15 protein-coding genes are annotated in these 16,656 nt (G+C 49.8%); 13 read left to right on the top strand and 2 right to left on the bottom strand.

Annotated elements, in window-relative coordinates; all coding sequences use genetic code 11:
* Window positions 1-550: 550 nt before the first annotated feature.
* The 13 genes from QF669_01855 to purH all read left to right on the top strand — a co-directional run bounded on the left by QF669_01855 (window position 551) and on the right by purH (window position 15,238).
* Window positions 551-1,861, top strand: a complete 1,311-nt coding sequence (locus tag QF669_01855; GenBank protein ID MDP6456189.1) for an adenylosuccinate synthase — start codon at window positions 551-553, stop codon at window positions 1,859-1,861.
* The gene (purL, locus tag QF669_01850) at window positions 1,804-4,206 is read left to right on the top strand and encodes a phosphoribosylformylglycinamidine synthase subunit PurL (protein ID MDP6456188.1); all 2,403 of its coding nucleotides are present in this window, start codon (window positions 1,804-1,806) and stop codon (window positions 4,204-4,206) included. Before QF669_01855 ends, purL begins: the two co-directional genes overlap by 58 nt.
* Before the next feature lie 25 nt (window positions 4,207-4,231).
* Window positions 4,232-4,555 (top strand): hypothetical protein, encoded by a 324-nt coding sequence (locus tag QF669_01845; GenBank protein MDP6456187.1) that lies wholly within the window; start codon window positions 4,232-4,234, stop codon window positions 4,553-4,555.
* Between the two features lie 125 nt (window positions 4,556-4,680).
* Entirely contained in the window at window positions 4,681-5,706 is a 1,026-nt protein-coding gene (gene purM, locus QF669_01840) for a phosphoribosylformylglycinamidine cyclo-ligase (protein MDP6456186.1), read from the top strand.
* 78 nt (window positions 5,707-5,784) lie between these two features.
* The gene (gene purQ / locus QF669_01835) at window positions 5,785-7,038 is read left to right on the top strand and encodes a phosphoribosylformylglycinamidine synthase I (GenBank protein ID MDP6456185.1); all 1,254 of its coding nucleotides are present in this window, start codon (window positions 5,785-5,787) and stop codon (window positions 7,036-7,038) included.
* Entirely contained in the window at window positions 7,016-8,002 is a 987-nt protein-coding gene (locus QF669_01830) for a phosphoribosylaminoimidazolesuccinocarboxamide synthase (protein ID MDP6456184.1), read from the top strand. Before purQ ends, QF669_01830 begins: the two co-directional genes overlap by 23 nt.
* Before the next feature lie 84 nt (window positions 8,003-8,086).
* Window positions 8,087-8,473 (top strand): 5-(carboxyamino)imidazole ribonucleotide mutase, encoded by a 387-nt coding sequence (locus QF669_01825; protein ID MDP6456183.1) that lies wholly within the window; start codon window positions 8,087-8,089, stop codon window positions 8,471-8,473.
* Window positions 8,474-8,507: 34 nt separating this feature from the next.
* Window positions 8,508-8,879 carry a GxxExxY protein gene (locus QF669_01820; protein MDP6456182.1) on the top strand — a complete coding sequence of 124 codons (372 nt, stop codon included), beginning with the start codon at window positions 8,508-8,510 and terminating at the stop codon, window positions 8,877-8,879.
* Between the two features lie 23 nt (window positions 8,880-8,902).
* Window positions 8,903-10,252, top strand: a complete 1,350-nt coding sequence (purB, locus tag QF669_01815) for an adenylosuccinate lyase (GenBank protein MDP6456181.1) — start codon at window positions 8,903-8,905, stop codon at window positions 10,250-10,252.
* Complete coding sequence (gene purF, locus QF669_01810; GenBank protein MDP6456180.1) at window positions 10,252-11,733, top strand: amidophosphoribosyltransferase; 1,482 nt, start codon at window positions 10,252-10,254, stop codon at window positions 11,731-11,733. The genes purB and purF overlap by 1 nt, the downstream gene beginning before the upstream one ends.
* Complete coding sequence (gene purD / locus QF669_01805) at window positions 11,730-13,064, top strand: phosphoribosylamine--glycine ligase (protein ID MDP6456179.1); 1,335 nt, start codon at window positions 11,730-11,732, stop codon at window positions 13,062-13,064. Before purF ends, purD begins: the two co-directional genes overlap by 4 nt.
* A gap of 36 nt (window positions 13,065-13,100) precedes the next feature.
* The gene (purN, locus tag QF669_01800) at window positions 13,101-13,703 is read left to right on the top strand and encodes a phosphoribosylglycinamide formyltransferase (GenBank protein MDP6456178.1); all 603 of its coding nucleotides are present in this window, start codon (window positions 13,101-13,103) and stop codon (window positions 13,701-13,703) included.
* Window positions 13,700-15,238 carry a bifunctional phosphoribosylaminoimidazolecarboxamide formyltransferase/IMP cyclohydrolase gene (purH, locus tag QF669_01795; protein MDP6456177.1) on the top strand — a complete coding sequence of 513 codons (1,539 nt, stop codon included), beginning with the start codon at window positions 13,700-13,702 and terminating at the stop codon, window positions 15,236-15,238. The genes purN and purH overlap by 4 nt, the downstream gene beginning before the upstream one ends.
* 178 nt (window positions 15,239-15,416) lie before the next feature.
* On the opposite strand, the gene QF669_01790 is transcribed toward purH, so the two are convergent.
* Together QF669_01790 and QF669_01785 are read right to left on the bottom strand one after the other, a co-directional pair.
* A complete protein-coding gene (locus QF669_01790; GenBank protein ID MDP6456176.1) occupies window positions 15,417-16,106 on the bottom strand; it encodes a methyltransferase in 690 nt (229 codons plus the stop codon).
* 112 nt (window positions 16,107-16,218) lie between these two features.
* Window positions 16,219-16,656 (bottom strand): A24 family peptidase (locus QF669_01785; protein ID MDP6456175.1); only part of this gene is annotated, 438 nt, incomplete at its 5' end.

The raw sequence follows: 16,656 nt of genomic DNA, 5'->3' as shown, positions 1-16,656 counted from the left end.
CACCGCCGTTTATCTCATCAACATGAAGCCTCCCAAAAAGCAGGCTTGATCCCATCAGTCCTGAACTGTTTACCGCCATATTTGTAAAGAATCCCGTAGCTGAGGTCATTGTGCCATCATTAACGCCAGGATATGTGGGATTGATCATGATGTCTCTCAAGTGACCTTCATAGGAATTTGAAGCATGTTTGTGCATAGATAGTTTGAGTCGGTCTGAAGTGGAGACCTGATTTCAGTTAATCACCTGAATTAAGGTAATAGTCAACACTAAGGAAAACGTAGAAAAAGGCGCTCAGTCGCCCTTTTTCTTGCGCTTTATCACTTTTCATATTTTTCTTTTTGTCTGCTCGATGTAAACTTCGTCTTCCCTTTTAGTAGAAATGACAGACTTACAAAGAACCGCCTCGGGAATAGTCTCTTTTGAGAGACTATCGGCAACAACAACCGCCCTACCCTTTAAACAGTCAGCAGGTGGCGGGGACGATTCATAACATAGCTGTTACCCCGGTTTCACTCCGCCACATCTACACGTCCACTCTACCCTGACGTCATGCCCAATCCAAAACCTCGGGCACAACTCACCGCTGTTGTTGGAGCACAATGGGGTGACGAAGGTAAGGGAAAAATAACCGACTATTTTGCCGGTGAGTGTGACTATGTGGTAAGATTCCAGGGGGGGAATAATGCCGGCCATACTGTTGTTGTTGAAGACGAGGTATATAAGCTTCACCACATTCCATCAGGTGTACTCTATCCAGGTCCTACTTCCATTATCGGCAACGGTGTTGTCATTAATCCCAAAGGTCTCATCGATGAGATCAAAGCGCTTCAAGAGAGGGGTATTGCCCCAAACCTGAAGATCAGCGACAGGGCTCACGCCATCATGCCGTACCACATTGCCATGGATGAATGTCTCACCAGCCATCAGGGTGATCTGGCGGCGGGGAGTACCAAACGCGGTATCGCCCCTGTCTATGCCGACAAGATGTATCGCCATGGCATCAGGATAGGTGACCTGTTGGAACCAGCTATTTTTGAAGAAAAACTGATGCGTTCATTCGAATTCAATAAGAACATTATTCAGAAAGTTTTCGGGCGCCAGTTCGATCTGACAATGGATGACATCTACACAGATTATCTTACTTTCGGGGAAGAGCTGAAAACATTTATCACCGACACATCCCTGGAGCTCTACTACGCCTATAAGGAAGGAAAAACATTTCTTTTTGAGGCGGCACAGGGGATGTCACTTGATATAGACCACGGTATGTATCCTCACACCACCAGCTCTACCACTGTAGCTGGTCAGATGAGTGCCGGTTCTGGCATCGGCCTTAACGGCGATCGTCAGATTGTAGGTGTCGCCAAAGCGTACGTATCCCGTGTGGGAATTTCTCCTTTCCCCACAGAGCTTCATGATGAACGGGCTGAAGAGCTGCGGGAGCGGGGACAGGAATACGGCACCACAACCGGAAGACCTCGGCGGATCGGTTGCCTCGATCTCGTTCAACTCAGGCAGGCGGTACGCGTCAACGGCCTCACGGATATTGCCCTTACCAAACTGGACATACTCGGTGGTTTCTCAAACATACATGTGTGCACATCTTACAAGATTGATAAAGAGATTGTGAAGGAGATGCCAGCAAGTCTGGACAAGATGCGCCGCGCTGAACCGATCTACACGGAATTAGATGGGTGGGAAGAGATGAGTAAAGATCGTGTTAAGCATTTTTGTGAACAGGGCGACAGTTCACTGCCTGCGGAGATGAAAAAGTATATAGCTTTTATTGAGGAGAAGGTCGAGTGCCCAATATCTATCCTTTCACTGGGCCCCGAAAGAAACGAAACCATCTTACGCTGACTATTATGACTCCCTCCAGTGACATCTTCGACTTCAACGCCATCTCAGATGCAGACATTGAAACAACTCTCCAGCAGTACGGTATTGCCTTGAAAGTTGAAGAAGTCAAAAGAATACAAAATGACATTCTTAATCGACCACCTTCCCTCACCGAATGTATCCTGTGGTCGATCCAGGGCTCCGAACATTCATCCTACAAGAGTAGCCGTCCACACCTTGGTCAGTTCGTCACTGAAGGTCCCACCGTCATCCTGGGCGCCAAGGAAGACGCAGGAATTGTAGCCATTGCAACGGACAAACAGGGGCACCGTTATTGCGCAGTCATGAGCCACGAGTCTCACAATCACCCTTCCCAGATCGTCCCCTATGAAGGTGCCGCTACAGGTATCGGCGGCAACGTGCGCGATGTCATGTGCATGGGGGCCGAAGTGATCGCCGTGGCTGACGGCCTGAGATTTGGTGATATCGCTTCGCCCAAAACTAAGTGGATCCATGAAGGTGTTGTAGCAGGAATCGCAGGGTATGGTAATCCCATCGGCGTTCCCAATATTTGCGGCGATCTCTATTACGATGAGGGGTATAACGACAACTGTCTCGTCACCGTGGTCACTCTGGGAATTGTCCGTGAAGATGAGGTTATCCACTCTGCCGCTCCACCCGATTCAGACAACTACGATCTCATCCTTATCGGCAAGCCTACCGACAACAGCGGGTTCGGTGGTGCCAGCTTCGCCTCCCTTGAACTTAACGAGGATGAGAAAGAGTCCAAAAAAGCAGCGGTCCAAGAGCCGAACGCATTTCTGGAAAGACATCTCATGAAGGCAACATACGCCCTTTTCGACATTCTCAGAGAGAAGGGGCTCTATGATAAGGTCGGCTTCAAAGACCTGGGGGCCGGGGGGATCGCTTGTGCAAGTGTGGAACTGGCAGACAACGCCGGCTACGGCGCCGAGGTCCACCTGGATCAGGCCCATATCAGCATGAAGAATCTGCATCCATCCGTAATTCTCTGTTCCGAAACACAGGAACGATTCATGTGGGTTACTCATCCGGACGTAACTTCACTTATTCTTAAGCACTACAATGATACTTTCGATCTGCCTAATGTCTCCAAGGGAGCCGCGGCACGGGTGATGGGAAATGTTCGCGCTGACGGTCAATACATTGTCCACAATAACGGCGAGGCGCTGGTGGACGCACCCGCTTCTCAGGTTACCAAGGGATTTCTCTATCATCGCAACTACAAGGCGCCAGTAAGGGACTTCGTTGAACCTGATATTCCCGAGCCCGAGGATTATAATACCATCCTGCTTCAGATCCTCTCCCACGAGAATATAGCCAGCCGGGAAGCGGTTTTCGAGACCTACGACAAACAGGTTCAGGGGCGAACTGTTGTTGAGTCCGGTCAGAGCGACGCCGGCGTGATGCAACCGTTTAACGATGACAGTTACCCGGAAGAGATACGCACCATCGGTATCACCCTGGCCACTGATCACAATCCACGCTACAGCAAGATCGATCCCTACTGGGGCGCCGTCAATGCGGTGGTGGAAAGTGTAAGAAATGTTGCCGCAGTTGGTGCAACGCCTCAGGCTATCACCGACTGCCTCTGTTTCGGCAATCCTGAAAAGGAAGATCAGATGTGGCAGTTCGCAGAGGCAGCCAGGGGCGTAGCCGAGGCCTGTAAAACGATAAAACTGAAAGAGCATCCCGACCACCCTGTTCCTATCATAGCCGGCAACGTCTCATTCTACAACGAATCACGCAACGGCGCTATTCCACCGAGCCCTATCGTCAGTTGTCTTGGAAAATTGAAGGATGTGAACAGAGTAATAACCATGAGTTTTCAGCAAATAGACTCTGTTTTACTCATGGTTGGAGCGCGCAAAGATGAATTGGGTGGCAGCGTTTATTACAGTCTTCACAATGAGCTGGGAACTAATGTACCACAGCCGGATCCGGAAGAAGTGAAAAATCAGATCTACGCTTTAACGGATTGTATTTATAGCGGTCTGATTCTGGCTTGCCACGACATTTCCGACGGCGGCGTAGCGGTAGCCATTGCTGAAATGACATTTGCAAATGAGATCGGCTGTAAAGTGACTATTCCAGGTGACATGGCAACCGAAAAACTGCTCTTTTCCGAAACCGGCGGCTTTGCACTGGAAGTGTCACTGGAAAATGTGAATGCGGTGCAAACTACATTTTCCAGGTACGGACTGGAAGCAACCGTGATCGGCAATACCGCGATCGATGAATTGTTGCAAATCAATAATGTGATCCAGTTACCTGTATGCGAGGCGCAAGAAGCGTGGACCAACGGATTGCGGGAAAAACTTAAATAACGGGCTACTAAAAAGTAACCAGATTATGGAATCGTTTTACACCCCGGCGGCAGAATGGTCAAAGATCCTCTTTTACGTGGCGTTAACTCTTCTGGTATTCATCGGGTTGTGGAAAAAACAGAGGCAACACGATCCCAAATGGGCCAGCTGGATTCACGCGGCAGTGTTCACCCATTTCATTGCAGGCGCTTTCTATTCCGGGATCCGCATGCTTACCACAGACGAGATTAACGATATGCTGATCCGCAGGATCTTTGCTTGCGAGGCGTGGCTTAACTTTGCCTGCGCGGCTTTTTATTTCCTTTTACTAACAATCGGGAATCGATTGAAACCTAATGAGTCTGCATAAACCGGAGCAAGTGAAACTTGGATGAATGGACGGCGAGAAAAAGTTTAATCGCCACAGAGACGCAGAGATCGCAAAGAATCCTAATTTAAACTCTGGGTGTTCCATGGCTCTGCTGCAAAAAATACGTGAGTAAAGTAGACTACAAATCAGCTGGTGTGGATATCGATGCCGGAAATGAAGCGGTGGCCCGCATTAAGGATGAGGTGAAATCCACCTTTAACACCAATGTCCTCACCAGCGTCGGCAGCTTCGGTTCCCTCTTCGATCTGAAAGAAGTTCTCAACAAGTACGATCACCCTGTTCTGGTTCAGAGCGTTGATGGCGTCGGCACAAAGGCAATCGTAGCGCGGATGTTGGGCAAGTATGACACTATCGGCGTCGACCTCGTAAGTGCCTGCGCCAACGATATTATTGTCATGGGAGCCCGACCCCTCACCTTCCTGGACTACATCGCCAATGACAGACTGAAGCCGGAAATTATCGAAGAGATTGTTTCCGGGATGGTAAAGGCATGCCGGGAAACAGGTGTATCGTTGGTCGGTGGCGAAACGGCCGAAATGCCTGACACTTATCTGCCCGGTGAGCACGACCTGGTGGGCGTCATCAGCGGCGCGGTGGAAAAAGACAAAATAATTACCGGGGAAACAATTCAGCCCGGCGATATTGTATTGGGGTTGCCATCCAGCGGTCTGCATACAAACGGTTATTCTCTCGCTCGTAAACTTTTCTTCGAAATCGGCGGATACGATGTGAACGATACGATATCCGAATTGGAAAAATCAGTGGGGCTCACGTTATTGGAACCCCATATTAATTATACGAATCATGTATTTTCGGCGTTGGATGCAGAAATCAATATAAAAGGCATCGCCCATATTACCGGTGGCGGGCTGGTGGAAAATATTCCCCGCATTCTGCCGGACGATTGCGCAGCGGAGATCAAAAAGGAATCATGGCCGGTCTTACCTGTTTTTAATGTGATGCAATCCATTGGCGATGTGGATGAAGACGAGATGTACCGGGCGTTTAATATGGGAGTCGGGATGGTGTTTGTTGTGAGTCCGGGTGATGTGGGTGCGGTAAAAGGATTATTGGAAGTGCATGAGATCGGCACGGTCGTAAAGGGTGTTAAAAATGTTTTGCTCAAATAAAATAGCCACAGAGACGCGGGGACCGCAGAGCAGGACTAAAAAATCTCTGTGTACTCAGCGGCTCTGCGGCAAAAATAAATGAATATCGCCATCATCCAATTCCCAGGTTCAAATACCGAGCGTGAAACGTTTATGGCCTGCCGCCGCGTCGGACTGAATCCAGTGGAATTCCTATGGAATGAGCCTAGTGAAAAACTAGCTGACTTTGACGGCTATGTGATCGTGGGCGGCTTTGCTTACGAAGACCGCTCCCGGGCAGGGGTGATCGCTTCTCTGGATCCTATTATGAAGCAGCTTCGCACTGAAGTCGAATCGGGTAAGCCCGTTTTAGGCATCTGCAACGGCGCTCAGATTCTGGTGGAAACAGGACTGGTTCCCGGCCTGCCGGACTATCGCTTGGGTATGGCATTGACAGATAATAAACGGGTCAAAGGTGGTCACGTGGTAGGTGTCGGCTACTACAACACCTGGGCCAAGCTAAAAATGTCTGCCCCGCCTGAGCGGTGCGCTTTTACGCGTCAGATGGAAACAGGCGACTGGATCAATATCCCCCTGGCACACGGGGAAGGCCGCTTCGTTATCCCTGATGAACTGCTGTACAGAATGGTAGAAAACAACCAAGCCGTTTTCCGCTACTGCAATGACGACGGCAAGATCGTAGAGGAATTCCCTACTAACCCCAACGGATCCATGTACAACTTGGCTGCTGTGTGTAACACGTCCGGCAATGTTATGGCCTTGATGCCCCACCCGGAACGGACCGAAAACGGTGATGTCATTTTTTCATCCATGAAGGAGTTCATCGAAAAAGGACGCCCTACCACAGATCATAAGCTTTCCTTTGAGCGACCCCACTATTCGTTGAAGCAATACGAAGCTGGTGGTGAATCGACGGAATGGGTTATCGACATGATCATCACCGATAATGAGGCGGCATCAGTACAGAATGTTCTGAGTCAGTTGGGCTTTGATGTTGAGATCACACGGCAGACCCATTGGGAAATTGACACCAATGGAAACAAGGAATCGGTGCTTCAGCAGATAGATGCTTCCGGTGAACTCTATAACTCAAACAAAGAGTTCATCAGTGAAATTTCACGAAAAGAGAACTGTGCCCATCTACTCGTACGCCAGAAGGAGGACATCAACGGGAGATCGAAATTCGAATCGCTGAGAGAGCGTTTTGAAATTGATGGTATTACTTATCTCAAGCGCGGTATCATCTGGAATGTGACAGTTAAGAGCGGTAACTTTGATACCGTTGTGGGGGACATTTTGGACACACATATATTCTTCAATTCACTATCACATGACTGTTACAAAATACAGTAAAGGCTATGCGGATTGCATCCGCACCGAACTGAACAATACCCTCACCGCAACCGAGCTGTCAGTTGGATCGAAGCAAACCGGTAAAGTGAGGGATCAATATGATCTTGGGGACAGTATTGCACTTATCACTACTGACCGTCAGAGCGCATTTGACCGTGTCCTCGCCGCCATCCCCTTTAAGGGGCAGGTACTGAACCAGACCAGCGCCTGGTGGTTTGATCAAACCAAGGATATTATTCCCAACCACGTGCTGGCTGTCCCTGATCCCAATGTTACGCTGGCCAAAAAATGTGATGTAATTCCCATTGAATTTGTAGTGCGCGGGTACATCACCGGCAGCACCAGCACCGCCCTGTGGACAGTTTACAACAACGGTGCCCGTGAATACTGCGGCAACAACCTGCCCGAAGGCCTAGTGAAGAATCAGAAACTGGACGCCAACATGCTCACCCCCACCACCAAGGATGAAACTCACGACCGCCCCATTGCCCCGGACGAAATTGTGAGCGAAGGGTGGATGACACAGGCAGACTGGGACTACTGCAGCCAGAAAGCACTGGAGCTCTTTGCCTTCGGACAGAAAAAAACCGCTGAACACGGCATGATCCTGGTGGACACCAAGTATGAAATGGGCCGTGATTCAGATGGCAACATCGTTCTAATTGATGAGGTTCACACACCTGACAGCAGTCGCTACTGGATAGCTGACACATATGAGGAGAGAATGGCAGCCGGGCAGGAGCCCCAAAACGTGGACAAGGAATTCTTGCGCCTCTGGTTTGTGGATAACTGTGACCCGTACAATGATGAAGTTCTCCCCGATGCGCCGGATGAGTTGGTGGTGGAGCTATCCAGCCGGTACATTTACTTATATGAAACTATTACCGGAGGAGTGTTTTCATTCCCGGATGCGAGAAAACCGGTTAGTGAACGAATTGTAGAAAACTTGAATGAATACATTTAGCCACAGAGACACGAAGAGTAGGAAGTCTTTATTAATTCTTTTCTGTGAACTCTGTGACTCCGCGACAAATAAAAAGGAATTAAAATGAAAGCTGTGATAATTATGGGTTCCACATCTGATGAACCCCACGCAAAAAAGATCACTGATAAATTAGACGAATATGGCATCGCCTGGGAACAGCATGCAGCATCTGCTCACAAACAGCCGTTAAAGGTTTTGGACATTTTGGAAGCAAATAAAGATGGGAATGATATTGTTTACATCACTATCGCTGGACGATCAAATGCTCTATCCGGTTTTGTAGCAGCAAATTCTGAATTCCCAACTTTGGGCTGTCCCCCATTTTCTGACAAAGCAGATATGCTGGTGAATGTCCATTCTACATTGCAAATGCCCAGCAATACACCGGTGCTGACCATTCTTGACCCGGGGAATTGTGCGTTGGCTGTAAAAAGAATCTTCGGGGTATAGCTATCGAGCCACAGAGTCACAGAGTACACAGAGATTGGAATTAAATAAGACAACAGAAAAAATTATTGGTTGTACAGTGGAAGTTCATAAAACATTGGGGCCGGGTTTGTTAGAAAGTGTTTATGAAAAGGCTTTGTGTATCGAACTAAAAAACGGTGGTTTAAAATTTGAATCTCAAAAATCTTTACCCTTATCTTATAAAGGTGTGGATGTCGGTGAATTCAAAATTGATGTTTTAGTTGAAGATAAAATTGTACTTGAATTAAAAAGTGTTGAGCGCCACGACCCTGTGTTCGAAGCACAAATTTTATCTTACATGAAATTGGGAAATTATCCCCTTGGGTTACTAATTAATTTCAATTCGAAACTCCTGAAAAATGGTATTAAACGATTTATTAACACTTAATTCTCTGGGGTCTCTGCGTCTCTGTGGCAAATAAAATACATTCAATATCACCATTAGACGGACGCTATAAAAATAGCGTAAAAGATCTTTCCGCCTATTTTTCAGAATCGGCACTCATGCAGTACCGACTGAAGGTGGAAATCGAATATCTCATCGCCCTTGGGAATGCAAAGTCCATCAAAGACCTGCCGCCTTTTTCGAATGAAGAACAGATCCAGTTGCGGAAGATCTACCAAAACTTCAAAGCCGCCGGGGCCGAGAAGGTCAAAGCCATAGAAGCCACTACCAACCATGATGTAAAAGCCATCGAGTATTACATCCAGAGCAAAACGAAAAAGGCCCTTCACCCTTGGACCCATTTTGCGCTGACATCTGAAGACGTAAATAATTTGTCCTATTCACTCATGTGGCGGGATGGATTAAAAGAGGTATATCTGCCAGCCCTGAAAAACGTAAACGGAGGACTGAAGAAACTGACGCGACGCCATAAGGAACTGCCCATGCTGGCCCTGACACACGGACAGCCCGCAACCCCTACCTCGCTGGGAAAAGAGATGGCCGTTTTCGTCAACAGGCTCGAACGCCAGACAGCACAGTTGAAGTCCCACAAACTCCAGGGAAAACTGTCCGGAGCTACCGGAACCTGGGGCGCACACGCGGTCGCTTACCCCAAAGTCAACTGGCTGGCATTCACGAAGCGCTTCGTCCGATCACTGGGGCTGGAGCCGAATCTCATCACCACCCAGATCGAGTCCAATGATTCCCTGGCTGAGGCTTATCACATATTGATTCGCATCAACACCATCCTTCTTGATCTGTGCAGAGATATGTGGCTCTACATCAGCCGGGGTGTTTTCCGCCAGAAGACAAAGAGAGGCGAGATCGGTTCCAGCACAATGCCTCATAAAGTGAACCCAATTCACTTTGAGAATGCCGAAGGGAATCTCGGTGTGGCCAATTCGTACTTCGCGCACCTCGCACAGACACTTCCCGTCTCCCGCCTTCAGCGCGACCTTTCCGGCAGCACGGTGATCCGCAATCAGGGCGTCCCTCTTGCTCACTCGCTTTTAGCATGCAAGAATATCTTGAAAGGGTTGGACCGCCTCGCAGCTGATAAAGTAACAATTGCCGCGGAACTGGACGCCCACTGGGAGGTGCTGGCGGAGGCAATTCAAACTGTCTTGCGCAAAGCGGGAAAACCGGAAGCCTACGAGCAACTGAAAGAGATGACCCGCGGCCAACCTATCACACAGGAATTCATTCAAGAGTTCATCTCCAAACTCAAGATTTCCAGTGAAGATAGAGCCGCCCTCTTGAACTTGACGCCAGCGGACTATACCGGCCTGGCATCAAAACTGGTGGATCTGATCTGATGTGCGGCGTCGTCGGTGTAATCTCCACTCAGAAGCCCGTTGCCGGCGAGCTTTATGACAGTCTCATCCACCTTCAACATCGAGGGCAGGATGCAGCAGGCATCATGACGTACAATAAGCAGTTTCATGTTAAAAAAGGAACCGGCCTTATCCGCGACATTTTTGACGAACAGAACATGGCCCGGCTGTCAGGCAAAATAGGTGTCGGTCACACCCGCTATCCTACTGTGGGAGGGTTCAGTATCGAGGAGGCCCAGCCGGTCATGACAACCGTCCCTTACGGCATCGCCATGGCCCACAACGGTAACCTGGTAAACTACACCGATCTGGTAAAGGAGGTTTCGGAAAGAGATCGCCGGCACGTCAACTCTTCGGTGGATATTGAGGTCATCCTCCACATCTTCGCCCACGCTCTGGATCATCCCACTGCTGACACTAACGGTCTGACCTTTTTTGATCAGATCTGCCACGCGGTGGAGAAAGTGTTTGATCGCGCCAGCGGAGCTTACTCGGTGGTAGGAATGATTATGAACCGCGGCATGGTGATATTCCGTGATCCACACGGCATCCGTCCCCTCACCAAAGGCGAGCGCAAGAATGCCGACGGCAGCACCGATTATATCTTCGCTTCTGAAACCACTATGTTCTACGCCTTGGGGTATGAGCCTGCCGGACAAGTAGCGCCCGGAGAGGTTATCTTCATCGAAGAAGACGGTACCTATCACAACCGTATTCTACGCCAGGAACCGTTCACACCGTGCATTTTTGAGTACGTTTACTTTTCGCGTCCAGATTCTATACAGAATGATGTAAGTGTTTACCGCGCCCGCCTCCGTATGGGCCAGAACCTCGCCAAGCTGTGGACAGATCGGTATCCGGATGTTGTGCCGGATATCGTAATCCCAGCACCTTCCACGGCCAACACCGCAGCCCTCTCCTTCGCTCACGAACTTGGCGTCCGCTACTCAGAGGGACTCTACAAAAATCCATTCATCGGGCGCACCTTCATCATGCCGGGGAATGAAGCAAGAAAGAAATCTGTGCGTTACAAGCTTGTACCCCAAGAGTTAGAAATCCGCGATAAGAAAGTCCTCATCCTGGACGACAGCATCGTCAGGGGAAACACCAGCAGACAGATAGTACGCATGGTGCGGGAATTCGGCGCCAAGGAGGTCTATTTCGTCTCCGCCTGCCCACCGGTAAAGTTTCCCTGCTTTTACGGCGTAGATATGCCTACAAAGTCAGAGCTCACAGCAGCTACCAAAACTGTGGCGGAAATCCAGCAATACATGGGCGTCAATATCCTCATGTATCAGGAGATCGATGATCTGGTGGAAGCTGTGACCCGCAGAGGCAAACACAACATTGACCACCCTTGTATGGCATGTCTTAACGGCTGTTATGTCACCAACGATGTCGATGAGACAATGATGGAAACTATGGAGAATCAACGCACTTTAGAAAGAGCTCAGTTAACATGAAGATCCTCCTCATCGGTTCCGGCGCCCGAGAGCACGCCATCGCCAGAGCTCTGAGCCGTTCTGAGCAGAACCCCGACATCATCTGCTTTGCCTCCAACAACAATCCCGGTATTCAGGAGCACTCATCTGTTTTCGCCATGGGAAAAATCAGTGATCCTGCAGCCGTCACCCAGTTCGCCGACCAGCACAGTACTGAACTGGCCATTATCGGCCCCGAGGCGCCGCTCGAAGCCGGTGTAGCTGACGCTCTTTGGGAGACGGGGATTCCGTGCGTCGGCCCGAAGAAGGCTCTAGCTCAGATTGAAACCAGCAAGGGCTTCACCCGTGATCTTCTGACGAAGTATCGTATCCCGGCGTGTCCTGCCTACAAACGGTTCAGTGCCATGGAAGGCGTGCGCGAGTTTCTCACCGAACTTCACGATAACTATGTAGTCAAGTACGACGGCCTCATGGGCGGGAAGGGTGTGAAAGTTGCCGGTGATCATCTGCACTCTCATGACGAAGCTCTGGACTACTGTATGGAACTCGTGAGCCGCGACGGCACATTTGTGGTAGAGGAAAAACTGATCGGTGAAGAATTCTCCCTCATGAGCTTTTGCGACGGCGAGCATCTGGCTCACATGCCGCCTGTCCAGGATCACAAACGGGCTTACGATGGCGACACAGGACCCAATACCGGTGGCATGGGCAGCTATTCCGACGCTGATCACAGCCTCCCTTTTCTTACGGACGAGGAAATTGCCCAAGCTCAGAAGTTCAATCAAGCCACGGCTCAGGCTCTGAAAGAAGAGTTTGGTGATGGATACAAAGGGATTCTTTATGGGGGTTTTATCGCCACCGCTGACGGAGTGAAGCTGATCGAATACAACGCCCGTCTTGGCGACCCCGAGGCTATGAATGTTCTCCCCCTTCTTCAGTCAGATTTTATGGAAGTGTGTATGGGTATGGTGAACGGAAATCTGGATGCCAGGGACATCACGTTTGCACATCAGGCAACAGTATGCAAATATGCGGTACCGAAAGGATATCCAGACAGTCCGGTGAAAGGAGAATGCATTGATGTTTCCGCCATCACTGACAGGGACCAACTCTATTACGCCTCCGTGGAGGCACGGGCCGGCCTACTTTATGAGGCAGGTTCGCGGACAGCAGCCTACGTCGGCATTGCGCAGACGCTAACTGAGGCTGAGACGACGGCGGAGGTGGAGATCTCGAAAGTCGGGGGACCGCTGTTTCATCGAAAGGATATCGGTACGGAAGAGTTGGTTCAGAAGCGGATTGACCATATGAATGAACTGCGAAACCATCCGCAGAGACGTACAGTGCACTGAGAAGACGAACCATAATATTCCTAATCCGTAATCTCCGTGGCTAATAGTATCAAGCTGGGTGTACTTGGTTCCACAAAAGGCACCGACCTGCAAGCCATCTCAGACGCCATCCACCGCGGTGATCTGGACGCCTCTGTGGAAGTGGTCATCAGCAATCGCAAGAAAGCGTACATCCTGGAGCGGGCCCGAAACCACGGCATCGAGGCCGTCTTCATCAGCCACAAGGGAAAGGAGCGGGAACAGTTCGACCGCGAGATGACGGATGTGCTGGAGGCAAAAGGCGTCGAACTCGTCCTCCTCATCGGATTTATGCGAATCCTGTCGCCATGGTTCTGCAGGCACTGGCAGAATCGCGTTCTGAATGTACACCCTTCTCTCCTCCCCAAATACGCCGGCGGTATGGACATGAACGTCCACGAGGAAGTGCTGAAGAACGGTGAGACAGAAACCGGCTGTACCATTCACATTGTCACAGCAGAGGTGGATGCGGGCCCTCATGTAATTCAAAAGAGGTGCAGCATTGAAGCCGAGGACACGCCGGAGACACTAAAGGAAAAAGTGCAGGCGCTGGAGGGAAAAGCCTTTCTGGAATCTATCAGGATATTTCAAAACAGTGAAGGACCATGGAGTAACCAATGAATACGGATAAGACTGCTGTTAAGACCGCCTTGATTTCCGTCTCAGACAAAGCGAATATTGTTGAGTTGGCAAGAGGGTTGGCTGACCTCGCCATCGAGATTATCTCCACCGGCGGCACTGCGAAAACGCTGCGGGAAGGCGGCGCCTCCGTAACCGATATTTCTGACTACACCGGCTTTCCGGAGATTATGGACGGGCGGGTGAAGACTATCAATCCTCTCGTAGCTGGCGGAATTCTCGGATTGAGAGACAGCCACGCCGACCAAGCGGAAGCCAACAATATCCGCTGGATTGATCTGGTGGTCTGTAATCTCTACCCCTTCGCCGACGCCGTCCAGAAGCCTGACGTCACCCTTGATACAGCACTGGAGAATATTGACATCGGCGGCCCCACCATGATCCGCTGCGCCGCCAAGAATCTGGGATGGGTCGGTGTGGTGGTGGACCCTGCTGACTACGATGTCGTATTGGACGAGCTGAAATCAGAAGCCGGACTCGCCTTTGAAACACGTAAGCGGCTCTCCGCCAAGGCGTTTGGTCATACAGCAAAATATGATACCCTCATTCATGACCATTTCAAGGGTGAGCCATTGTCGGATGACTTTTCGGTTACGTTCGAGAAGCATTACGATCTCCGCTACGGGGAAAACCCTCATCAGCAGGCCGCCGCGTACAAAGCGCCCATCGCCACCGCGCCGAACATCTTGAACGCCACCATTCACCAGGGGAAAAAGCTCTCCTACAACAACATCATGGACGCCGACGGCGCCCTGGCTTGCGTGAAGGAGTTTGCCGAACCTGCCTGCGTGGTGGTGAAGCACGCCAACCCGTGCGGCGTCGCTACGGGAGACGACATTACCGACTGCTTTCACCGCGCCTTTAACGCCGACTCCATGTCAGCCTTCGGCGGAATTGTGGCTCTGAATCAGAGGTGCACGGCACAGATCGCCGAGGCTCTCCGGAAAATCTTTATCGAGATTGTTCTTGCGCCCGAATTCGAAGACGGGGCACTCGAGCTCTTTGCCAAAAAGAAAAATCTCCGTGTGCTGGAGATCGGCCGGTTTGGCGCCCGTGATCCCAAGCTGGAATTTAAGTATGTGGACGGCGGCCTTCTGGTTCAGGAGACCGACTTGAACACACTAACAATCGAACACTTAAACACTGTAACGAAAGCTCAGCCTTCGGAACAGCAGATTGAAGACATGCTTTTCGGCTGGAAGGTGCTGAAGAATGTAAAATCCAACGCCATTCTCACCGCTAAGGATAATACCACCCTCGGCATCGGGCCCGGTCAGGTCTCGCGGGTGGATGCAGTGGAGATTGCGGTGCGGAAGTCGGGAGACAATCTGGAGGGAGCGACCCTCGCTTCTGACGCCTTTTTTCCTTTCCGGGACAGCATAGACCGGATTGCGGACACGGGCATTGCCGTCGTTATCCAGCCCGGCGGCTCAGTCAGAGACGAAGAGGTCATTGCCGCCTGCGACGAGCACGGCATTGCCATGGTGTTTACCGGGGCGCGCTGCTTTAAACACTAAGTGAATTCGTGGCGCATGATGATTCCCGTCCGCTCCATGTAGATATCACCTGTGGTACCACATCATCGACCCGGGTTTAACTGAACGGGAAAAGCAGTACGCAACAATATAATTTAAGTCGTCACTATTCTGCCGCGTAAAGAAACCAGCCAGAGAATGAGCGGGGTTTTTTTATCCCCTATTGTAAATAGGTTCGAACGATGAATGGTTTTTCAGCTATATGGTAAAACACAAAGATGCTTAGGTGACAAACGGCTGCATAGACAAGTCCCCAAACACTTCCGAGGATGATTCCTAAGCAGTAACTGTGCAAGTATCCAATACCGTACATCGGGTTACTCGACCACTTATAAGGTCCGGCTTCAGTCCACTCGTCATGTAATTTTTCATGGAATAGATCTTTGTAGTAATAGACGTCCACACCAATCACCCAAGTAGCCCAATATTTGATACCAAAACCGATGATGAATAATGGAATGATGAGTGCCCACATCACTGCAGGTGATAAAGAAAAAGCCTCCTGTTGATGTAAGGCAGCAGTGGACATTCCCGTGCCGACATTGAAAAACATCACACCTACAATCACTTGAAAACAGAGCCAAGCTCTTTTCTCGCCTAATTTTGAAATCATCCAGCGCTTGATTCCAGTACCTAAAATAAGGGTCATCCCAACATAATAAAACACCCAACACGCAATTGCAAATGGGACCAGGTAACCATGTGCTATGGCAAGGTTACTGATGTAGACAGAAATTGCAATCAAAGGAAACCACAATAACAATATTTTCCCAGAATCAAGGCGTATCCCCATCATGGAAAAGAATACATCAATGCTTTTCCATGCGTTCTCCTTAGTTAGGTAATTCACATTAAATCCACTTTTGGGGGTCTATGAATTTCTGTCTTAGAAAACCACCGATGTCAGGGAATTGAACCAAAACCTCACCGTGTTTGAATTGGTAGCATAGTACTTCCGAGAATTAAATCCACCAGGAGTACAGTTGTTCACCCCAAAAAATTGTCATGATGGCCCCCAAGGCAAGAAATGGACCAAAAGGGATTAGCTGTTTCCGGGATAATCTTCCAACAGACAGGCCAACGACAACAAAAAGAGCTGCTACTAGAAACGCCAATAATAAACTGATCATACTCATTTCCCAGCCCAGGTACAGCCCCAATACACCCGCCAGTTTTACATCGCCCCCGCCAAGGGCGTCCATTTTATAGACCCGTTTCCCCATGTATCCTACACCCGCCAGCACCCCGCCATAGAGCAGCGCACCGTATACCGATTCCATCCAGCTGATGGGTAATATATTAAAAATCAAAGCCATCAGCCCAAGCAGCGCGGCAGCAAGTACAAGACCGTCGGGAATGATCATATGCTCCAGATCAATAAAAGAAATTGTAATTAGGAT

It is taken from the genome of Candidatus Neomarinimicrobiota bacterium (assembly GCA_030743815.1).
In the GTDB taxonomy this organism is placed as follows: Bacteria; Fidelibacterota; Marinisomatia; order Marinisomatales; family S15-B10; genus UBA2146.
This window is presented reverse-complemented; position numbering and strand designations above follow the sequence as displayed.